This is a genomic window from Xenorhabdus sp. IM139775, assembly GCF_028598745.1.
Classification (GTDB): domain Bacteria; phylum Pseudomonadota; class Gammaproteobacteria; order Enterobacterales; family Enterobacteriaceae; genus Xenorhabdus.
In genome coordinates this window covers 93,052-113,726 of sequence record NZ_JAQRFK010000002.1, presented here as the reverse complement: position 1 = coordinate 113,726, position 20,675 = coordinate 93,052, and the positions used below count along the sequence as shown (strand labels likewise).

The following is a 20,675-nucleotide window of genomic DNA, read 5'->3' as shown; positions in this document are numbered from 1 at the left end:
TGTTTTTTAATAAAATTTTATTGATTTGACTTATATAAAGACATTTTAATGTTTTTATGTATTATTGCGGTTTATTTACCATTTTTTAATCAAAAATATTATTTACTATTACCTTTTTCACTAAATAGTCTTTTAATTCATCTAAAACTGGCGTTCACTCGCACTTTTGAATTTTTTGCAAGCAGCAGAAATATTCTGACGTGATATTGAGTGACGTCTGTTGTTTTTGTATTAAAAAACAATGTGATATTGGATTTTGTTAGGTGGGGAGTTGTCTTATCAACGCGTATTCTGTTTTGCCGTAATGATTTATCTACGAAAAATCCCGGCCTTGAGGTGTTTTTTCAGGATATTGCCCTAAAATCGAAAAAAAACGCTTGCTGTTGTACAAGGTTCTCGGAGTTCCATATTAAGAAGAAGAGTGATGATGTTTTTCTTTGAAATCAAATAAGGCACCGAAGTCATTAACCTTCGGTGCCTATATTCTGCTGTTAAAACAATCTTTAACCGGATAATCCAGACATTAATATAGCCTTATATCCTGCAATATTATCGGCATGACAGCGCCTCCGCTTCACAATCCATTGCCAATGCCCTGCTTAAGGTCTTAGCCAGAATGATTTTATTTTCACTCTCTTCCATCAGACTAAAATGATCTCCGGGAATTGGCGTTAATTGTAGCGAAGAATCGGGAACTATCTGATCCCAGCCTAACGACGGTTCCATCGTGATGGACTGTAGCGCAACATCCGTCACAAACGGGATTTGCGGATAAGCGTTCATGGCATAGAATTGATGCAGCGTGATGGCAAGGGCTTTCGGTTCATAATCTTTGACCATCTGAACATAACTCCCCATCTGCTCCCAACGCCTTGCAATCAAATCGGGCCGCAGATTGGATGGGTATAATTCCAACGCCTGCGCGGCGGCAATAAATTGCACCAAATCCAGTTCGTCCATTTTCTGATGCAATGTCGCAATCTCCTGAGGATGTTCATCCACTGACTGCCTCGCTAATTCAGCCAGGAACTGAAGTTTAGGTTGAACGACGAGCGCCTTGAAACGGTGAGGCGCAGGTGTATCAATCAGGCCTAAGAAGTTAACGGTTTCTCCGGCATTCAAGAGTTGTTGGGCAATGGCATAAGCCAGTATGCCCCCCGAAGAGTAGCCGTATATCCGGTACGGGCCTTCCGGCCGCACTGCCTTCATAAAGGTGATCATTCTGGCTGCCAGTGCTTCAATGCTCGACATCTGCTCATCATTGAGGGACGGCCAAGGGAGCGCATAAATCGGGTAATCCGCCTGAATATACTGAGCCAGCCCGAAAACATAAGAATAGTCATCCATGCCGCTGGGGACAAAGAATAGCGGTGGTTCGGTGCCATCTGGTCGTATCGGTATGGCGCTGCTGTGTGATTGAGAGAGCGGATCTAATGTGATCTCTGCCACCAGTTCTGCCAGCACCGGGAATTGGAACAGATTATTCAATGAGCAAATCAAACCCCGCCCTGCGGCCAGATTGATCATCCGCATGGCGAGCAGCGAGTGCCCACCCAAGGTAAAGAAGTTGTCATGCCGGCCAATCCGCTCAACGCCCAGTAATTCACGCCAGATAGCGGCCAGCACGATCTCCGTTTCCCCTTGCGGCGCTTCATAAATCTGACGGGCAAAAGCGTGCTGATCAGGCACAGGCAACGCCCGGTGATCCAGTTTGCCGTTCGGGGTCAACGGAAAGGCATCCAGCCGCACAAATGCTGCCGGCACCATATAGTCAGGCAACAAGGCTCTCAGGTGACGATGTAATTGGCTTGCCAGCTCGTTATCTTCTGCTGCCACGATATAAGCCACCAGACGTTTATCCTGCCCATCACCACGCGCCAGTACCAGCGCTTCACGGACTTCGGGGTATTCCGTCAGCCGTGCTTCGATTTCACCCGGTTCAATGCGGAAGCCGCGGATTTTAATCTGTTGATCATTACGGCCAACGAAGAGCAGATTGCCGTCCGGCAGGTAGCGAACCAAATCGCCGGTTCGGTACATGCGTGCCCCTTCAACATCACTAAAGGGATCGGTAAGGAAACGTTCAGCGGTCAAATCAGGGCGGTTGAGATAGCCACGCGTGACACCGGCACCACCAATATACAATTCCCCCACCGCCCCAAACGGCACTGGCTGGCCGTGATTATCCAGAAGATAAATACGGGTATTAGCGGTCGGGCGACCGATAGGGATCAGCATATCCGTCTCGTCTGGCGGGCAACGCCAGCAGGTGGCACAGACGGTGATTTCTGTCGGGCCATAAGCATTAAACAGCGTTGCCCGATCCCGCAGGGCCTGAAACAACGCCACACTGGGCGCTTCGCCACCCAATATCAAGGTGGGTTTTATCGTTATTGCCGGCAAATCCGCGCCATCCCGCAGCAGAGCCGGGGTCAAGCAGGCGTGGGTGACCTGATGTTCTTCCAGATAATGCCAAAGGCGGAGCGGGTCCTGCCGGACGCTATCCAGCGGAATTTCCAAGGTAGCGCCACTGCACAACGCCAGCATGACTTCCCAGACACTGGCATCGAAACCCGATGAGGCAAACTGCAACATCCGGCTATCCGGGCGAATATCAAATTGGCTGATTTTCTCCCAAATCAGATTGACCAAGCCACGATGCTCAACCATCACCCCTTTCGGCGTACCGGTGGAACCAGAGGTGTAAATCACATACGCCAGATGCCGCGAGGTGAGCGCAGGGACTGATGGATTGTTATCTGACTGATCAATGTTGTCTGACTGATCAATGTTATCTGACTGATCAATGTGGTCCGGCTGCTCAGGCTGGATATTGGGGTCAAGTACCGTTAATGCAGCAAGCGCGTGTTCGCCTAGTGCAGCCCGTCCCGCTTTATCCGCCAGTACTACTGACGGCGCGGCATCGTTAAGCATATAAGCCAGGCGATCACCCGGATAAGCCGGATCTAAGGGAACATAAGCGCCACCCGCTTTCAGTACCGCCAGAAGTGCGACCACGCTTGCCGGCGAACGGGTGACACAAATCGCCACCCGCTGATCGGGTTTCACGCCTAATGTCATTAACTGATGGGCCAGTCGGTTGGCTCGTGCATTCAGTTCCGCATAGCTGAATGTTTGCGCTTCATGGGCCAGTGCCACCGCAGCAGGATTTTTCTCCACCTGTTGTTCAAACAGTTGGTGAATACACAATGAATCAGGATACGCGGTTTGGGCGGCATGGCTGGTTTTCAACAGCAAATGGCTTTCCGTTGCCGGCAAAATATCCAGTTCTTGAACCGGCGTTTCCGGGGCAGACTCAAGGGCTGTCACTAAACTCTCCAGCGCCTGCTGCATGTAACCGCACACCCGCGCGGCTTCAAACGGCTGGACAATTTGCGCTGTCAGTCCCAAGGCATCACCAAAATCTTCCACTGACAGTGTAAACGGATAGTTAGTCCGTTCCTGCGCACCAAGGAATTCAACACCCGCCATGATTTCATTCGACGTTGCCGCAGCCATATTGTGTCGATAGTTCAGCAAGGTACTGAACAGCGGCGTTCCTCCTTGTACACCGCTGCAACGCTGGGCCAGTGCCAGCGAGGCATATTCATGTTCCAATAATCCCGCCAGCCGGTGATGGGCTGCCTGTACGCTGTCGCGCACTGGGGTATCATCCATATCCAAGCGGAGCGGCAAGGTATTGATAAACAGCCCCATGCCATTTTCCGCGCCTTCACCCGCTGCCATGCGACCAAACAAGACGGTGCCGAAGACTACCTGCTGCTGTCCGCTGGTACGCGACAGCACCTGTGCCCAGGCCAGATGGCACAACGCCGCCAGACTGACCCCCAACCGCCGTGCCTGACCCCGTAAGCGGTCATTTAATTCGGCGGTTAACATCCGGTGCGATTCGGTCATCTGTGAACCATCATGGTGAACTTCTGCCAACCCAAACGGTAACGTCGGTTCATTGACATCCGCCAGCATCTCAGTAAAGAAACGGCTATGTTGCTCCTGACTCATCCCCAACCGAGCCTGCGCCACCAGATTGCGGAATGGCGCAGGCGCTGGCAGGTGGCTGCCTTGCCCGTCAAGGTAGGCCTGAATTTCATGACTCATCACATCCAGCGCGGTATGGTCACCAATTAAATGGTGCATCAGTTGCAACACAATCCAGCGGCCATCGCGCTCCTGCGCCACCATTTCTTTCGCTACGACAAAGCGCAGCAACGGTGCCTGCCCCAAATCGAGACGGTAGTGGCGTGGGTTAAATCGTTGCGCCAGTTGGTCGCTGATCGCTCCCTCAGCGGGATCTAATGTCAATTCCGTCACTGACAACAGTGCCTGACGGCAAACGACCTGCGCCGGCACAGATAATCCTTGCCAGATAAAGGCGGTACGCAGAATGTCATGACGGTGAATCACCTGCTGAACCGCCGCCAGATAACGATCCAACAGAGGCCGGTCAGCAAAGGCCATTTGCCCCGCCAGCAGATAGGGATCGCCTTTATCGGCCAACAGATGGTGAAACAAGATCCCATCCTGCAACGGTGACAAGGCATAGATATCCTGAATATTGGCTGTCCCGCCCGGTATCTGCTTAACGATGTGATCAATCTCAGGCTGAGTCAGATCAATCAGCGGTAACATGGCTGGCGTCAACGCCGTGGTGGCCGGGGTAATCACGTTGGCCGGTACTTTTTCGGCCTGATTCAGCTTCAATGTTTGCGCCAGTTCAGACAGTACCGGAGATTGAAACAGATCACGTACTGCCAGTGTTAACCCCAAATTACGCAGACGTTCAACCATCCGTACTGCCAGCAACGAATGGCCGCCCAAGGCAAAGAAGCTGTCATACCGGCTGATCTGTTCAACGCCGAGTAATTCGTGCCAGATAGCGGCCAGTGCGGTTTCGGTTTCTCCTTGCGGTTCCGCGTAAATCTGGCGGGCAAACGCATCCTCCCCCGGTGCCGGCAACGCCCGGCGATCCAGCTTGCCGTTAGGCGTTAGCGGGAACGTATCCAATCGCACAAAGGCGGCCGGCACCATGTAATCAGGCAAGCGCGCACTCAGATGTTCACGCAGGTGGTTAACCAGCCCGTGATCAGCGTGTGCCGCCACATAAGCCACCAGCCGTTTATCCTGCCCGTTAGCCAAAGCCAGTACCAGCGCTTCACGCACGCCGGGATATTCTGTCAGCCGGGCTTCGATTTCTCCCGGTTCAATGCGGAAACCGCGGATTTTAATCTGCTGATCGTTACGGCCAACAAACACCAGATTGCCATCCGGCAGATAGCGCACTAAGTCTCCGGTTCGATACATCCGGGCATCAGTGACAGCACTAAACGGATCGGCCAGGAAACGTTCGTCAGTCAGTTCAGGACGATTGAGATAACCACGCGCGACACCGACGCCACCAATATAAAGTTCACCCACGGCGCCCAGCGGCACAGGTTGACCGAGGGCATTTAACAGATAGAGACGGGTGTTGGCGGTTGGACGCCCGATGGGAATTAATCCCCCGGTATAATCTGACGGACAACGCCAACGTGTGGCACAAACCGTGATTTCCGTCGGGCCATACGCATTGAATAGCGTGGCCTTGTGGCACAGCGCTTTAAGCAACGCCACACTGGGCGCTTCACCGCCCAATATCAGGGTCGGTTTTATGGTTATCGCCGGCAAATCAGTGCCATCCCGCAGCAAAGCCGGGGTCAAACAGGCGTGCGTCACAGACTGCGCTTGCAGATAATGCCAAAGCCGGTGTGGGTCCTGACGAACCGCTTCATCAGGAATAACCAGCGCGGCACCACCGCACAGCGCCATCATGATTTCCCAGACACCCGCATCAAAGCCAAATGAGGCAAACTGCAACATCCGGCTGGTGGGAAGAATGCCAAATCGGGCAATTTTATCCTGAATAAGATTGACCAGCCCACGATGTTCAACCATCACCCCTTTGGGCGTACCGGTCGAACCAGAGGTGTAAATCACATACGCCAGATGACGGGAGGTCAAGGTCGGCCGTTGTGGGTTGTGATCCGGTTGATCCGGCAAGGAATTCGGATCAATCACGGTCTGTCCCGCAAGCATTGGTTCACCCAAGGATGAATGTCCAGTGCTATCTGCCAATAAAATCATCGGTTCTGCATCAGCCAGAATATGGGACAGACGTTCACCCGGATAGGCAGGGTCTAACGGCACGTAAGCCCCGCCTGCTTTTAACACTGCCAATAGCGCCACTATCCGCGCGGGTGAACTGGCGACGCAAATCGCGACCCGCTGATCCGGCGTGACACCCAAAGCGATAAGCTGGTGCGCCAATCGGTTAGCATCCGCATTTAATCCGGCATAACTGAGGTGCCGATCTTCGTATATCAGCGCCGTGGCATCCGGCGTTTTCTCCGCCTGTTGTTCAAACAGTTGATGAATGCACAACGACTCAGGCCAGGCGGTTTCAGTGGCATTCCAGGTTGTTAACAACAAGGTGCGTTCCGTGGCCGGCAGAATGTCTAACTGCTGTACCGGCCTATCGGGCGCTTGTTCAAGTGCTTCAACCAGACTTTCCAATGCCCGCTGCATATAGCCGCATATCCGTTCTGGATCAAATGGCTGCACGACCTGAGCCGTCAGCCCCAGATCCGTGCCGCCATCCTCTACCGACAACACAAACGGATAGTTGGTTCGCTCCTGTGCGCCAAGGAATTCGATGCCGCTCACGATTTCATTCGGTGTTACCGGCTGGGTATTGTGTCGGTAATTCAACAGCGCATTAAAAAGCGGCGTTCCACGGGCTACGCCACTGCAACGCTGCGCCAGCGCTAGTGAAGCGTGTTCATGTTCCAGCAATCCGGCCAGTCGGCCATGTGCTGCGCGTACACTGTCCCGCACCGGGGTATTATCGATATCCAATCGCAACGGTAAGGTGTTAATAAATAGCCCCATGCCGCTGTCCGAACCTTCACCCGCCTGCATCCGCCCAAACAGTACCGTGCCGAACACCACGCGATCCTGCCCGCTGGTATGCGATAGCACCTGTGCCCAAGCCAGATGGCACAGTGCCGCCACACTGACACCCAACCGTCGCGCCTGACTCCGCAAGCGATCGTTCAGTCCCGCGCTCAGCAGCCGGTGGGCTTCCGTCACCTGAGAACCGTCATGGTGCACTTCCGCCAAGCCAAAGGGCAGCGTTGGCTCCTCGATCTCTGCCAACATAGCGGTAAAGAAGCGCGTATGTTCTGCCTGATTGCTCCCCTGCCGGGCTTGTGCGACAAGATGGCGGAACGGCACTGGTGCAGGCAAACTGCCTGTTTTCCCGGCGTCTGTTCGCCCGGAAAGAAAGGCCTGAACTTCGCTGTTCATCACTTCCAGCGTGGTGTGGTCGCCAATCAGGTGATGCAACAATTGCAACACAATCCAGCGGCCATCGCGCTCTGGTGCCACAACAAAACGTAATAAGGGAGACTGATTCAGGTCAATACGATGTCGGCGCGGGTCAAAACGTTGTGCCAGTTGGTCACTGACTGGCCCGTCAGCCGGATCGAGCGTCAATTCTGTGACTGACAACGGCACCTGACGGCAAACGACCTGAGCCGGCGCAGATATTCCTTCCCAAATAAAGGCGGTACGCAAGATATCATGGCGGTCAACCACCTGTTGGACTGCGGCCAGATAACGGTCGAGTAAACGTCGATCGGCAAAAGCCTGCTGCGTGATCAGCAGATAGGGATCGCCCTCATTGGCCAACAAATGGTGGAATAAAATGCCATCCTGCAACGGTGACAGCGCATAAATGTCCTGAATATTGGTTATCCCACCCGGCACTTGTTCAACAATGCGATCAATGTCAGATTGAGTCAGATCAATCAGCGGCAACATGGCTGGCGTCAGTACCGTTGTGTCCGGCGTAATGCCGTTATCAGGCACACTGACTTCATGATGCGGGGTCAGGGAATGTTGGGTCAGGGCTTGGGCTAAGATGCTTAATGTCGGATGCTGGAACAGCGTTTGTACCGATAGCCCTAACCCCATGCGTCGTAAACGTTCAATCATCTTGACGGCCAATAGCGAGTGACCGCCCAAGGCGAAGAAACTGTCATGTCGGCCAATCTGCCCAACATTCAGTAAGTCGCGCCAGATAGCCGCTAATGCGATTTCAATTTCCCCTTGCGGTGCCTGATAAGCTTGGTGGGCAAAGGCATGTTGATCCGGTGCGGGGAGTGACTGGCGATCCAGCTTGCCGTTAGGGGTCAGCGGAAAGGCATCCAAACGCACAAAAGCCGCCGGCACCATATAGTCAGGCAAAATCGCATTCAGGTGTTCACGCAGTCTGGTTGCCAGTCCGTCATCCGCTTGCGTGACGACATAAGCCACCAGACGTTTATCCTGCCCGTCACCCAATGCCAAGACCAGTGCTTCACTGACTTCAGCGTGTTCAATCAGCCGCGTTTCAATTTCTCCCGGTTCAATGCGGAAACCGCGGATTTTCACCTGTTGGTCATTGCGGCCAACGAAAAGCAGATTGCCATCCGGCAGGTAGCGGGCCAAATCCCCGGTACGATACATCCGGGCATGGGTGTCACCACTAAATGGATCACGCAGGAAACGTTCTGCGGTCAGTTCCGGGCGATTGAGGTAGCCGCGTGCGACGCCAACGCCACCAATATACAGTTCCCCCACTGCACCAAGGGGAACCGGCTGGCGGTGTTCATCCAGCAGATAGAGACGTTTGTTAGCAACCGGTCTGCCGATGGGAATTAATCCCCCGGTATAATCTGGCGGGCAATGCCAAGTGGTTGCACACACGGTGATTTCTGTCGGCCCATAAGCATTAAACAAATCGGCCCGGTTGCACAGTGCCTGAAATAACGCGGTACTCGGCGCTTCTCCGGCAAACATTACTGTGGGCTTTATCGCTATCGCCGGTAAAGCGGCACCGTCGTGAAACATCGCCGGTGTCAAGCACGCGTGCGTCACCGCGTGCTCTTCCAGATAACGCCAGAGGCGCTGCGGATCTTGCCGCACGGTTTCGGTAGGGATCACCAGCATGGCACCACAACCCAATGCCATCATCATTTCCCAGACACTGGCATCGAAACCAAATGAGGCAAACTGCAACATCCGGCTGGTGGCACCAACATTAAACTGGGTAATTTGTGTCAGCGCCAAATTCACCGCGCTGCCATGTTCAATCATCACCCCTTTTGGCCTGCCGGTTGAACCGGAAGTGTAAATCACATAGGCCAGATGGTGGGGAGCCAACCCAAAGACGTGCGGGTTATTGTCCGGCTGCTCCGGCAAGAGATTCGGATCGAGTACCGTCAGTGTCGCCAGAACGTCTTCACTTAGCGCTGCCCGCCCGGCATTATCCGCCAATACGATAACCGGTGCGGCATCAGTGAGGATATAAGCCAGGCGTTCACCGGGATAGGCCGGATCTAACGGCACATAGGCACCCCCCGCTTTCAGTACGGCCAATAACCCGATGATCCTCGCGAGTGAGCGTGTGACACAAATCGCCACCCGCTGATCCGGCGCGACGCCCAAGGCGATAAGCTGATGAGCGAGTCGGTTGGCGCGGGCATTCAGTTCGGCATAGCTGAGCGTCTGATTTTCATACATCACCGCGATGGCATCCGGGGTTTTCTCTGCCTGTTGTTCAAACAACTGATGAAAACATACCTGAGTCGGATACGCTTCTTCGGTCGCACTGCCATTTTCCAGTAAGCGTTCCCGTTCTGCGGACGACAAAATATCGATAGCCGTAACGGGTTGCTGAGGCTGGTGCACCATTGCCCGCAAGATGGCCTGCAAATAACCCACCTGTCTTTCAATCGTTTCATGGTCAAACAGGGCTGAAGAATAGTTCAGCTCTCCAACCACTTCGCCTGCCTTCTCGGTTAACTCCAGTTGCAGATCGAATTTCGCGATATCGTATCCCAGCCCGAAGGGGGTTACCGTCAATTCCGGTAATTGCCACGCCTCTGTTTCACTCTCCTGCCAGGCAAACATCACCTGAAACAGTGGCGTATGTTCCGGTCTGCGCGGCGGTTGGACAATTTCTACCACTTGCTCAAAAGGCAGATCCTGATGAGCCTGTGCACCCAGTGTCGCCTGCTGTACACGCCGCAGCAGTGTGACCACATCCGGCATAGCGGATAAATCGATGCGCAACGCTAATGTGTTGACAAAAAAACCAAGCAATGGCTCTATTTCCCGCCGGTTACGGTTAGCGCTCGGTATACCAATCACCACATCATCCTGACCCGACAAACGTGACAACAACGCCGCCCAAGCGGTCAACAGCGTCATAAACAGTGTGGTGCCGTGCTGTTGCCCCAAATGTTTTAGCGCTTGTACCAATGTGGCATCAATGTGCACGGCGATCCGGCCGCCAGTGAATGATTGTTGGGCGGGGCGGAGCCTGTCTGTCGGTAACTCCAGTAATACCGGGGCATCTGCCAGCGTCCGGCGCCAGTAATCGCTCTGTGCCTGTACGCCTTCACCAGAAAATACCTGCCGCTGCCAAGCCGCATAATCAGGATATTGCAGGGGCAATGGCGGCAACAGATCGGGTTGTTGATTCAGGCAAGCGGTATAAAGCGCCGCCAGTTCTGATTTCAGTATCCCTAAAGACCAGCCGTCGGAGATGATGTGATGTTGAGTCAGTAAGAATAAGTGATCTTCTTCGGCCAATTGAATCAGTGAGCAACGAATCAGAGGGCCACAGGCAAGATCAAACGGCGTTTCGGCTTCCTGTGCACACAAACGCTCAAGCTGTTCATCCACGTCAGATGTTTTACGGTCAGATGTTTTACGGTCAGATGTTTTACGCAAATCGTATTTTTGTATTGGCAGACCCAACTCCGCCGGCAACAGTTTAACCTGAGGCTGACCCTCCACGGTGATAAAAAGTGAACGCAGTGCCTCGTGGCGGGCAAACAGGCGGTTCAGGGCTTCTTGCCAAGCAGAAAGGTTAAGCCGGCCGTGTAAACGCTGGGCGGTCGGAATATGATAGGTATCACTGACCCCTTCAAATTGCGCCAGAAACCACAGGCGCTGTTGGCCAAACGATAAGGGTAAAACACCATCACGGGATATTGGCCTGATGTCAGGCAAGTTATCACTGTTCGCTTTGTCCGCATAACGCAGTGCGCAGATCTTGCCGGTAAATCCCGCCAGTGACGGTGACATAAACAACGCAGCCAACGGCAAATCGACACCGAAAACGGCGATTCGGTTTATCATCCGTACTGCCAGCAAGGAGTGTCCGCCCAACGCAAAGAAATTGTCATAGCGGCCGATCTGCTCAACGGCCAGTAATTCACGCCAGATAGCTGCCACGGCGATTTCCATTTCCCCCTGTGGCGCGACATAAATCTGGTGGGCGAAAGCATCTTCTGCCGGTGCCGGTAATGCCTGATGATCCAATTTACCGTTTGGCGTCAACGGGAAAGCCGCCAGACGGACAAAGGCCGCAGGCACCATATAATCAGGCAACACCGCACTCAAATGGCGGTGCAAACTGGCCGCCAATCCGCTGTTCGCTTCGGCGACAATATAGGCAACTAAACGTTTATCCTGCCCATCCCGCTCATTCCCCAAGGCCACAGCCACTACCCGCGCTTCCCGCACCGTGGGATGTTCTGCTAAGCGGGCTTCAATTTCACCCGGCTCAATGCGGAAACCGCGGATTTTGATCTGTTGGTCGTTACGGCCAACAAACACCAGATTGCCGTCCGGCAAATAGCGCACTAAATCTCCGGTTCGGTACATCCGGGCATCAGTCGCAGCACTAAATGGGTCAGCCAAGAAGCGTTCGTCAGTCAGATCGGGGCGATTAAGGTAGCCACGGGCAACACCGGCACCACCAATATACAATTCTCCCACTGCACCCAATGGGACTGGCTGGCCATGATTATCCAGCAGATAAAGGCGGGTATTTGCCGTCGGACGCCCAATGGGAATTAACACTTCTGTATGGTTCACATCGGCATGGTTCACATCGGTATCGTTTGACGGGCAACGCCAATGGGTGGCACAGACAGTAATTTCTGTCGGGCCATAGGCATTAAACAGGGTCGCCCGGTGACTCAGTGCCCGAAGCAATACGGGACTGGGCGCTTCACCCCCCAATATTAACGTGGGTTTTATCGCGATCGCCGGTAAATCGATACCATCCCGCAGCAAAGCGGGGGTCAGGCAGGCGTGCGTCACCGATTGTTCTTCAAGGTAATGCCAGAGATGACGTGAGTCCTGACGAATGAGATCGGCAGGGATCATCAGGCTGGCACCACTGCCTAATGCCATCATGATTTCCCAGACACTGGCATCAAAGCCAAATGAAGCAAACTGTAACATCCGGCTGGCAGGGCGAAGGTCAAACCGGGTGATTTTATCCTGAATAAGATTGACCAGCCCACGATGTTCAACCATCACCCCTTTGGGCGTGCCGGTTGATCCAGACGTGTAAATCACATAGGCCAGATGGCGGGAGGTCAGGGCAGGCACCTGCGGGTTGCTGTCGGGCTGGTCAGGTAAGCTGTTCGGATCTAATACCGTCAACGCGGTAAGCGTTTTCTCACCCAATGCAGTCCGCCCGATACTATCCGCCAGCAAAATAGCCGGAGCCGCATCGGTCAGGATATGCGACAGACGTTCTCCCGGATAAGCCGGATCTAACGGCACATAGGCACCACCTGCTTTTAACACCGCCAGCACCGCAATCACCCGTGCCGGTGAACTTGCCATGCAAATCGCCACCCGTTGATCGGGCACAACATTTAAGGCGATCAGTTGATGGGCCAGTCGGTTAGCACAGGCATTGAATTGCTGATAGCTGAACGTCTGATTTTCATACACCAGCGCCGTTGCATCGGGGGTTTTTTCCGCCTGTTGTTCAATCAACTGATGGATACACACTTGCTCAGGATAAGGGGTTTCAGTCGCATTCCACGTTTCCAGCAATAAGGTACGTTCTGATGCAGGCAAAACGTTCAGCATCCGTACCGGCGTTTCCGGTGCCAATTCAAGGGCATCCGCCAGACTTTCCAGTGCCTGCTGCATATAACCGCATACCCGTTCTGAATCAAACGGCTGTACTACCTGTGCCGTCAGCCCCAGTGTGGCACCCCCATCCTCCACTGACAGCACAAAAGGGTAGTTGGTGCGTTCCTGCTCGCCAAGGAATTCAATACCCGGCACCGCCTCATACGGAACCATTGGGTGCTCATTATGCCGGTAGTTCAGCAGGGCACTGAAAAGCGGTGTGCCGCCCTGTACCCCACTGCAACGCTGGGCCAACGCCAGTGAAGCATGTTCATAATCCAGTAATCCGGCTAATCGGGCATGTGCCAGCCTGACGCTATCGTGTAGCGGGGTATCATCGATATCCAGCCGGAGTGGCAGGGTATTGATAAACAGCCCCATGCCGCTGTCAGCGCCTTCCCCCGCCGCCATGCGCCCAAACAGTACCGTGCCGAACACCACTTTCTCTTGTCCGCTGGTGCGCGATAACACATGTGCCCAAGCCAGATGACACAGGGTTGCCAGACTGACGCCCAGACGCCTTGCCTGTGCACGCAGGCGGTCATTCAGCGCGGGGGGCAGCATCCGGTGCGCTTGTGTGACCTGAGAACCATCACGATGAACCTCAGTCAGCCCAAACGGTAACGTCGGTTCATCTACTTCCGCCAGCATGTCAGTAAAGAATCGGTGATGTTCTGTCTGGTCAACTCCCTGCCGGGCCTGAGCCACCAGATTGCGGAAAGGCACCGGCACCGGTAAATCAGCGTCCTGTCCGTCAAGACAGGCCCGAACTTCGCGGTTCATCACTTCCAGCGTGGTATGGTCGCCAATCAGGTGATGCTGTAATTGCAGTACGTACCAGCGGCCATCTGTTTCCTGTGCAATGACAAAGCGTAACAGCGGTGCCTGACTCAGTTCGAGGCGATATTGCCGTGGATCAAAGCGTTGTGCCAGTTGGTCACTGACCGAACCGTCGGCCGGATTCAGCGTCAGTTCAGTGACTGACAACGGGGCCTGACGCCAAACCACCTGCGCCGGCACAGACAATCCTTGCCAGATAAAAGCGGTACGAAAAATATCATGGCGGTTAATCACCTGTTGTACCGCGAATAAATAGCGATCCAGCAAATCACGGTCAGCAAAGATCATCGGATAAGCCAGTAAGTAAGGATCACCTTCTTTCGCCAGCAGATGGTGAAACAAGATACCGTCCTGCAACGGTGACAGCGCATAGATATCTTGGATATTGCTCACCCCGCCCGGCACCAGCCCGACAATGTGATCAATCTCAGTCTGGGTCAACTCAATCAGCGGTAACATCGCCGGGGTCAGTGCCGTGGTCGCCGGGGTAATAACATTCGGCGGTACGGTTACCGTCTGATGTTGCCCCAATGTTTGGGCCAACTCCGCCAGTATTGGCGACTGAAACAGGTCGCGGGCAGTCAATGTCAGCCCTGAATGGCGTAGCTGTTCAATCATGCGTACACCGAGCAACGAGTGGCCGCCCAAGGCAAAGAAGCTGTCATGCCGGCTTATCTGCCCAATACCCAGTAATTCCCGCCAGATAGTCGCCAATGCTATTTCCCGCTCCCCTTGCGGCGCAGCGTAAATCTGACGGGCAAAGGCTTCTTCTCCCGGCACCGGCAACGCCCGGCGATCCAATTTACCATTAGGCGTTAGCGGGAATTCATCCAAACGCACAAAGGCCACCGGCACCATGTAATCAGGCAAGCGTGCACTCAGGTGTTCACGCAAATGGGCAGGCAATTCGTCATCTGGCCCTGCCAGCACATAAGCGACTAACTGCTTGTCCTGCCCTGCGCCCAACGCCAATACCACCGCTTCACGTACTGCCGAATACTCCACCAGCCGGGACTCAATTTCCCCCGGCTCAATCCGGAAACCGCGGATTTTCACCTGCTGATCGTTGCGGCCAAGGAATTCCAGATTGCCGTCCGGCAGATAGCGGGCCAAATCGCCGGTACGGTACATCCGCGCATCCGGGGCATCACTAAATGGATCAACCAAAAAGCGTTCAGCGGTCAGTTCAGGGCGATTGAGATAACCGCAGGCCACCCCGTCGCCACCCACATAAATCTCGCCTATTCTTCCCAATGGCACTGGCTGGCCCTGCTCATCCAGTAAGTAAATCCGCGTGTTGGCAATGGGGCGGCCGATAGGAATGTGGGTCGTTCCTGCGGCCAGCGTTTCAATCCGGTATGTGGTGGTAAAGGTGGTGCCTTCGGTCGGGCCATAGGCATTCAATAATTGCTGAGGCGGATTATGATGTAAAACTTGGGCAATGACATGGGGATCAAGGCTATCGCCGCCGACAATCAGGCTTTTCAACTGCGGCAAAACAGGGGACAACGCCGCCGCCAGCCGGTTAAACAGGCCGACGCTTAACCATAAAATATTAACTTGATAACGCTCTAATGCCCGGACAAATTCCGCTGGCGTCAACAACGTGGTGTGGGCGATCACCACGAGTGCCCCGCCATTGAGCAAAGGAGCCCACACTTCAAAAGTACTGGCATCGAACGCAGGATTAGCCGCAAAAGCAACCCGATCATTGGGTTGAATTTCAACATAGCCACTATTAATAACGAGTCGAACCACAGCACGATGAGGCACGATCACCCCTTTTGGCGTGCCGGTCGAGCCGGAGGTGTACATGATGTACGCTGGCGCAGTACTGGAACAAAGTAAGTCAGGATTAACGCGCTCTTCTGCTTTGTTCGCGTCTGTCTCATCAGAGAGACGCATTAGCGGGACATCCAGATCCGTCGGGGTATGCGCCTGTGCGCTGGTGAGTACCAATCTGGCTAAGCTGTCGTTTATCAGCCAGTTTTTTCTTTCATCCGGCACACTGACATCGATAGGGACATAAACCGCGCCTGCCTTGAGAATAGCCAATTGAGCCACCACCAATTCGATAGATCGCTCTAACAGGATTGCCACAGGGTCATTCGGACAAATTCCCTGTTTAATCAATTGATGAGTCAGTCGGTTAGCACGGGCATTCAATTGTGCATAACTCAGGATCTTATCCCCGGCGATTAACGCTGTCGCGGTCGGGGTTTTCTCCACTTGTCGTTCAAACAACTGATGGATACCTAACTGGTCAGGATAAACCGTTTCAGTGGCATTCCAGGTTTCTAACAACAGTGTACGTTCAGCCCCTGACAACAAATTAACTTTCTCCACAGAGATATCATTATTGACCTTTTCGGGGGGGATTGGCTCTAATACAGTGTCAAAGATAATTTCCTTTGCAGCCCTGCTATCTTTCATCTACTTACTACCTCAACGAATCTGTTAGTTATTTGGAAGTTGTTATTTTCAACAGTCATCAAAAATGTTTTGCCGCTATTTCTTTTTGCAAAGAAATAAAAATGGATACGCATCGGGTATCAATTAAGATCCTCAGGCAGCACATTATTTTGGATGTTGGATGTCATATCCCGGTTAATAACCGAAGAATTAAAAATTCTTAGATAATTATTTTCCTGATAGCGGAATAGACGATTCACAGAGTGAACCGGTGAAAGATATTCCATTTTTGTTCCTGTTTTTTTTAATAATCGCTGTTGATTTTGGGCAGTTTTTTATTGGCCGACGCGGAATTCCATCACTAAATAAAAATGGATTAATTGAATATGTTTACTGGCATGAGTACTAAATCCCTGCGGTATGTTGTCCATGTTGAATTAATATCATATGTAAATTATTTCATAATAAATTTATGTGGTGAAAAAGAGGGGTTAAACCTCCTGATTCTCAATTAACATCGAGTTTATTTTGATAATGCTCTGCAAGATGAACCTGTCCGCACGCCAATAGGAAACAGATTTCACCATAAAAACAGTATTTATAATTTTGTTATGTTGGTTAATGTATATTTATCCACGTAAATATCATCAATCAGCCTGATTGCAGGTTATTTTATAATAATCAAATTATACAACTAATGTAAACGTTAATTATATTTAACGCCAAGGCAAAATAATTCCAAATCAAAACTAATTGCATATATATTATTTGCCATGATAAAACGATGTGAATAATATATATTGATTGCTTTTAATGTCTCTTATAAATAATTCCAGATTAAAATAGATTGTTTGTTTATTGTTTTGTGGAAAATAATTATTTGTTGAGATATGGTTGGATTATTATATGGAGGGTCATGTATCCAATCTCTCAATCGCTTCTGACGCAACCCACCCTCAATGTTTGTTGCTTTCTACTGACAATTGAGATATCAATACTATGATTTTGAGATGTTGACCAGTTATGACATCAATTAACATGCTAATATAAAACATGTTTTTATTTTATTTTTGAGATACTGTTACTTGGTAAGTTGAGATAGGTGAAACCACATGGCTCAATTTAATCATTTTGAACTGGGGTTACTTAACCCAGATTTTGATTCACCTCTCGTTGATGTACTCACGGAACTGGAATTACTCAGACATCTGCGGTTAGAAACAGATGTACATCCGATATTATTTGTGCAGTTGAAAACCGTTTTTCACATGCTGGAAAGTCTGGGATCTGCAAGAATCGAAGGAAATCACACAACTCTGGCTGACTATGTTGAAAACAAAGTCGAAGGTACTCAAAGCTCGACAGATCAGTTAAAAGAAATTGATAATATCGAAGTTGCAATGGCGTTTATTGATGAGCATCTGAAAAATGGTGATGATATAACCGAATATTTCATTCGGGAACTTCACGCATTAGCCGTGTCGGGACTCGATAGAGAAGGGGACAATACACCTGGCGTGTACCGGAAGCATAATGTAAGCATTGCCTTGTCTGAACATTTGCCACCTGATCCTATCCACGTACCGACTTATATGAAAGAGCTGACAGATTTCATTAATCGTGCGGATAAACCGAAATACGATCTGATGAAAATTGCATTAACTCATCATCGTTTTGGCTGGATACACCCATTTGGCAATGGCTTTACTCATAAGCTGAATTGAATAAGGTGGGAATAATTTCAAGGACAGATCAATGGCTTTTAGGCTAAAGGTTTTTATGTGGGGTAATCCTAAACAAAAAAGCACTTCCCCAAAAAGAGAAAGTGCTTTTTCAACAACATGTTACTGGACTAGGATCAGTTCATGCCATATTTTTTCAGTTTCTTACGCAGAGTACCACGGTTGATTCCCATCATCAGTGCTGCGCGAGTCTGGTTGCCACGGGTGTATTGCATCACCATGTCCAACAGTGGCTGTTCTACTTCAGCCAGTACCAGCTCATACAGGTCATTAACGTCTTGACCGTTCAGTTGGGCAAAATAGTTCTTCAGTGCTTGTTTAACTGAATCACGCAGGGGTTTTTGTGTTACCTGATCTTGTGAATTTACAGTAGCAACGGTTAGTACATCAGAATTTACGCGTTGTTCGAACATAGTTCTGTCAGCTCTTTTCTTTAATTTACGCAAAAATTTTCGAAGTATGCCTCCAACGCCTCCAGCTGTTCGCTGGCATCCTCAATGGCGTTGAATGTGCGCCGAAACTGGTCATCAGGGGCATGTTCCTTGAGATACCAAGATACATGCTTGCGAGAAATACGAACTCCTTTGCCTTGACCGTAAAAATCATGCAATTCTCGTACATGCTCACTCATTAAACGCTGCACGTCGCCAAGGGGCATCGGTGGCAGCAATTCTCCTGTTTCCAGATAGTGCTGGATTTCCCGAAAGATCCAGGGTCTTCCCTGAGCAGCGCGGCCTATCATTAGGGCATCAGCCCCAGTGTATTCAAGCACTGCTCTGGCTTTTAGCGGGTCAGTAATGTCGCCATTGGCAATAATTGGAATGGCAACAGTCTGCTTAACTGTCCGAATATTGTCGTACTCGGCCTCACCATTAAACAGGCAAGCTCGTGTCCTGCCATGTATCGTAAGAGCCTGAATACCACAACGCTCGGCCAATTGGGCAATGTCTACACAGTTACGTTCTTCCGGTGACCACCCTGTGCGGATCTTCAAAGTGACAGGGACATCAACTGCATTGACTACCGCAGAAAGGATTTTTTCAACCAATTCTGGATAGCGCAGTAATGCCGAACCTGCCAGCTTACGATTCACCTTCTTAGCTGGGCACCCCATATTGATATCGATGATCTGAGCGCCATTGGCAACGTTAATTTTCGCCGCCGCCGCCATTTCATCGGGATCACTACCGGCAATTTGTACAGAACGCACGCCGGGTTCGTCGCCATGAACCATACGCAGCCGGGATTTATCCGTCTTCCAAACCTGGGGATTGGAAGAAAGCATTTCTGAGACTGCCATTCCTGCACCCATGTGGTAGCAAAGAGATCGAAACGGGCGATCTGTTATGCCTGCCATAGGAGCCGCAATAAGACAGTTTTTCAACTGGTATTGTCCGATACGCATAGACGAAGAAAGAGTGGTCAACTGTGACTAAGGGCGCGTATATTACGCATTTTTCACAAGATATGAAAGGCCAAACTTTGAGCGAATCGACATTTATAACGTTTTTTTTCCAGTTGATTTTTTCTGATTTGCTTAATTTATCTTAAATAACATGTGGTTACATGTTGTTGATGAAATTTATTATTACTTATATTTCTAATCACAAAGAGAGCGGATTATCCCCAATTGACCTCCCAGAAGATCATTTTAGTGGATAATCTCGCTTTGCAATAGACGTTGGGTGATTATTTTTTAATCCCTGTGATACGACACCATTCTTCTTGTTCAACTATCGGATCGACAATAAATTCATTGTCATAGGCTTGGGCAACCCCTTCAGCCTGACTTGCCAGAACACCAGACAAGCCCAATAATCCACCCGATTTGGGCAGTGATCCGATGACGGGAGCGAGTTCACGCAGTGGGCCAGCCAAAATATTGGCAATCACGACATCACATTCGAGGTCTTTAGGTTGATCTTTAGACAGATGGAGGGTTAACTGGTCAGAGACACCGTTACGTTCGGCGTTATCCCGGCTGGCTTGAATAGCTTGTGGGTCGATATCAATACCGATAGCGTGTTTCGCCCCCAGTTTCAGGGCTGCGATAGCCAATATACCTGAGCCGCAGCCGAAGTCGATCACGGTTTTATCGGTTAAATCAAGGCCATCTAACCATTGCAGGCAAAGGGAAGTGGTTGGGTGAGTGCCTGTCCCGAATGCCAGACCGGGATCAAGCATGACATTGACGGCATCCGGGTCGGGCACTTCGCGCCAGCTAGGGCAAATCCACAAACGTTGACCAAAGCGCATGGGGTGGAAGTTGTCCATCCATTCACGCTCCCAATCTTTATCTTCCAGTTGTTCGATTTTGTGGATAAAGCCGCTACCCAGTTGGGGAACCTGCTCTAATTGGCTGACAACCGCTTTCATATCCATTTCAGCGTCATACAGGCCGATAACATCGGTATCGCCCCATAACCGGGTTTCGCCCGGCAGAGGCTCAAAAATGGGGGTATCATGGCTATCCTGAAAGGTGACTGAGACTGCGCCGCTTTCCATCAGCTCATCGCCCAAGGTTTCCGCTTGTTGTCCCGTGGTGTTTAATCTTAATTGTATCCAAGGCATAAAAATTCTCGTTTTGTGAAGGACGTTATTGTATTTACTCGCCGCACTTCAAGAGGCATTTAT

4 protein-coding genes and 1 pseudogene are annotated in these 20,675 nt (G+C 51.3%); 1 reads left to right on the top strand and 4 read right to left on the bottom strand.

What is annotated here, in order from left to right:
* Window positions 1-549: 549 nt before the first annotated feature.
* Window positions 550-16,320 (bottom strand): non-ribosomal peptide synthetase, encoded by a 15,771-nt coding sequence (locus PSI17_RS00985; RefSeq protein WP_273550150.1) that lies wholly within the window; start codon window positions 16,318-16,320, stop codon window positions 550-552.
* A 1,091-nt stretch (window positions 16,321-17,411) separates the two neighbouring features.
* On the opposite strand from PSI17_RS00985, the pseudogene PSI17_RS00980 reads away from it, so the two are divergent.
* A pseudogene (locus tag PSI17_RS00980) lies at window positions 17,412-18,002 on the top strand (Fic family protein); the annotation flags it as partial.
* Between the two features lie 155 nt (window positions 18,003-18,157).
* Here the strand turns inward: PSI17_RS00980 and fis are convergent.
* From fis to prmA, 3 genes are all read right to left on the bottom strand, one after another.
* Window positions 18,158-18,454, bottom strand: coding sequence for a DNA-binding transcriptional regulator Fis (gene fis / locus PSI17_RS00975; RefSeq protein WP_010847912.1), 297 nt, complete (start codon window positions 18,452-18,454; stop codon window positions 18,158-18,160).
* A gap of 20 nt (window positions 18,455-18,474) precedes the next feature.
* Window positions 18,475-19,446 carry a tRNA dihydrouridine synthase DusB gene (gene dusB, locus PSI17_RS00970; RefSeq protein WP_273550149.1) on the bottom strand — a complete coding sequence of 324 codons (972 nt, stop codon included), beginning with the start codon at window positions 19,444-19,446 and terminating at the stop codon, window positions 18,475-18,477.
* 284 nt (window positions 19,447-19,730) lie between these two features.
* The gene (gene prmA / locus PSI17_RS00965; RefSeq protein ID WP_273550148.1) at window positions 19,731-20,612 is read right to left on the bottom strand and encodes a 50S ribosomal protein L11 methyltransferase; all 882 of its coding nucleotides are present in this window, start codon (window positions 20,610-20,612) and stop codon (window positions 19,731-19,733) included.
* Window positions 20,613-20,675: the final 63 nt, after the last annotated feature.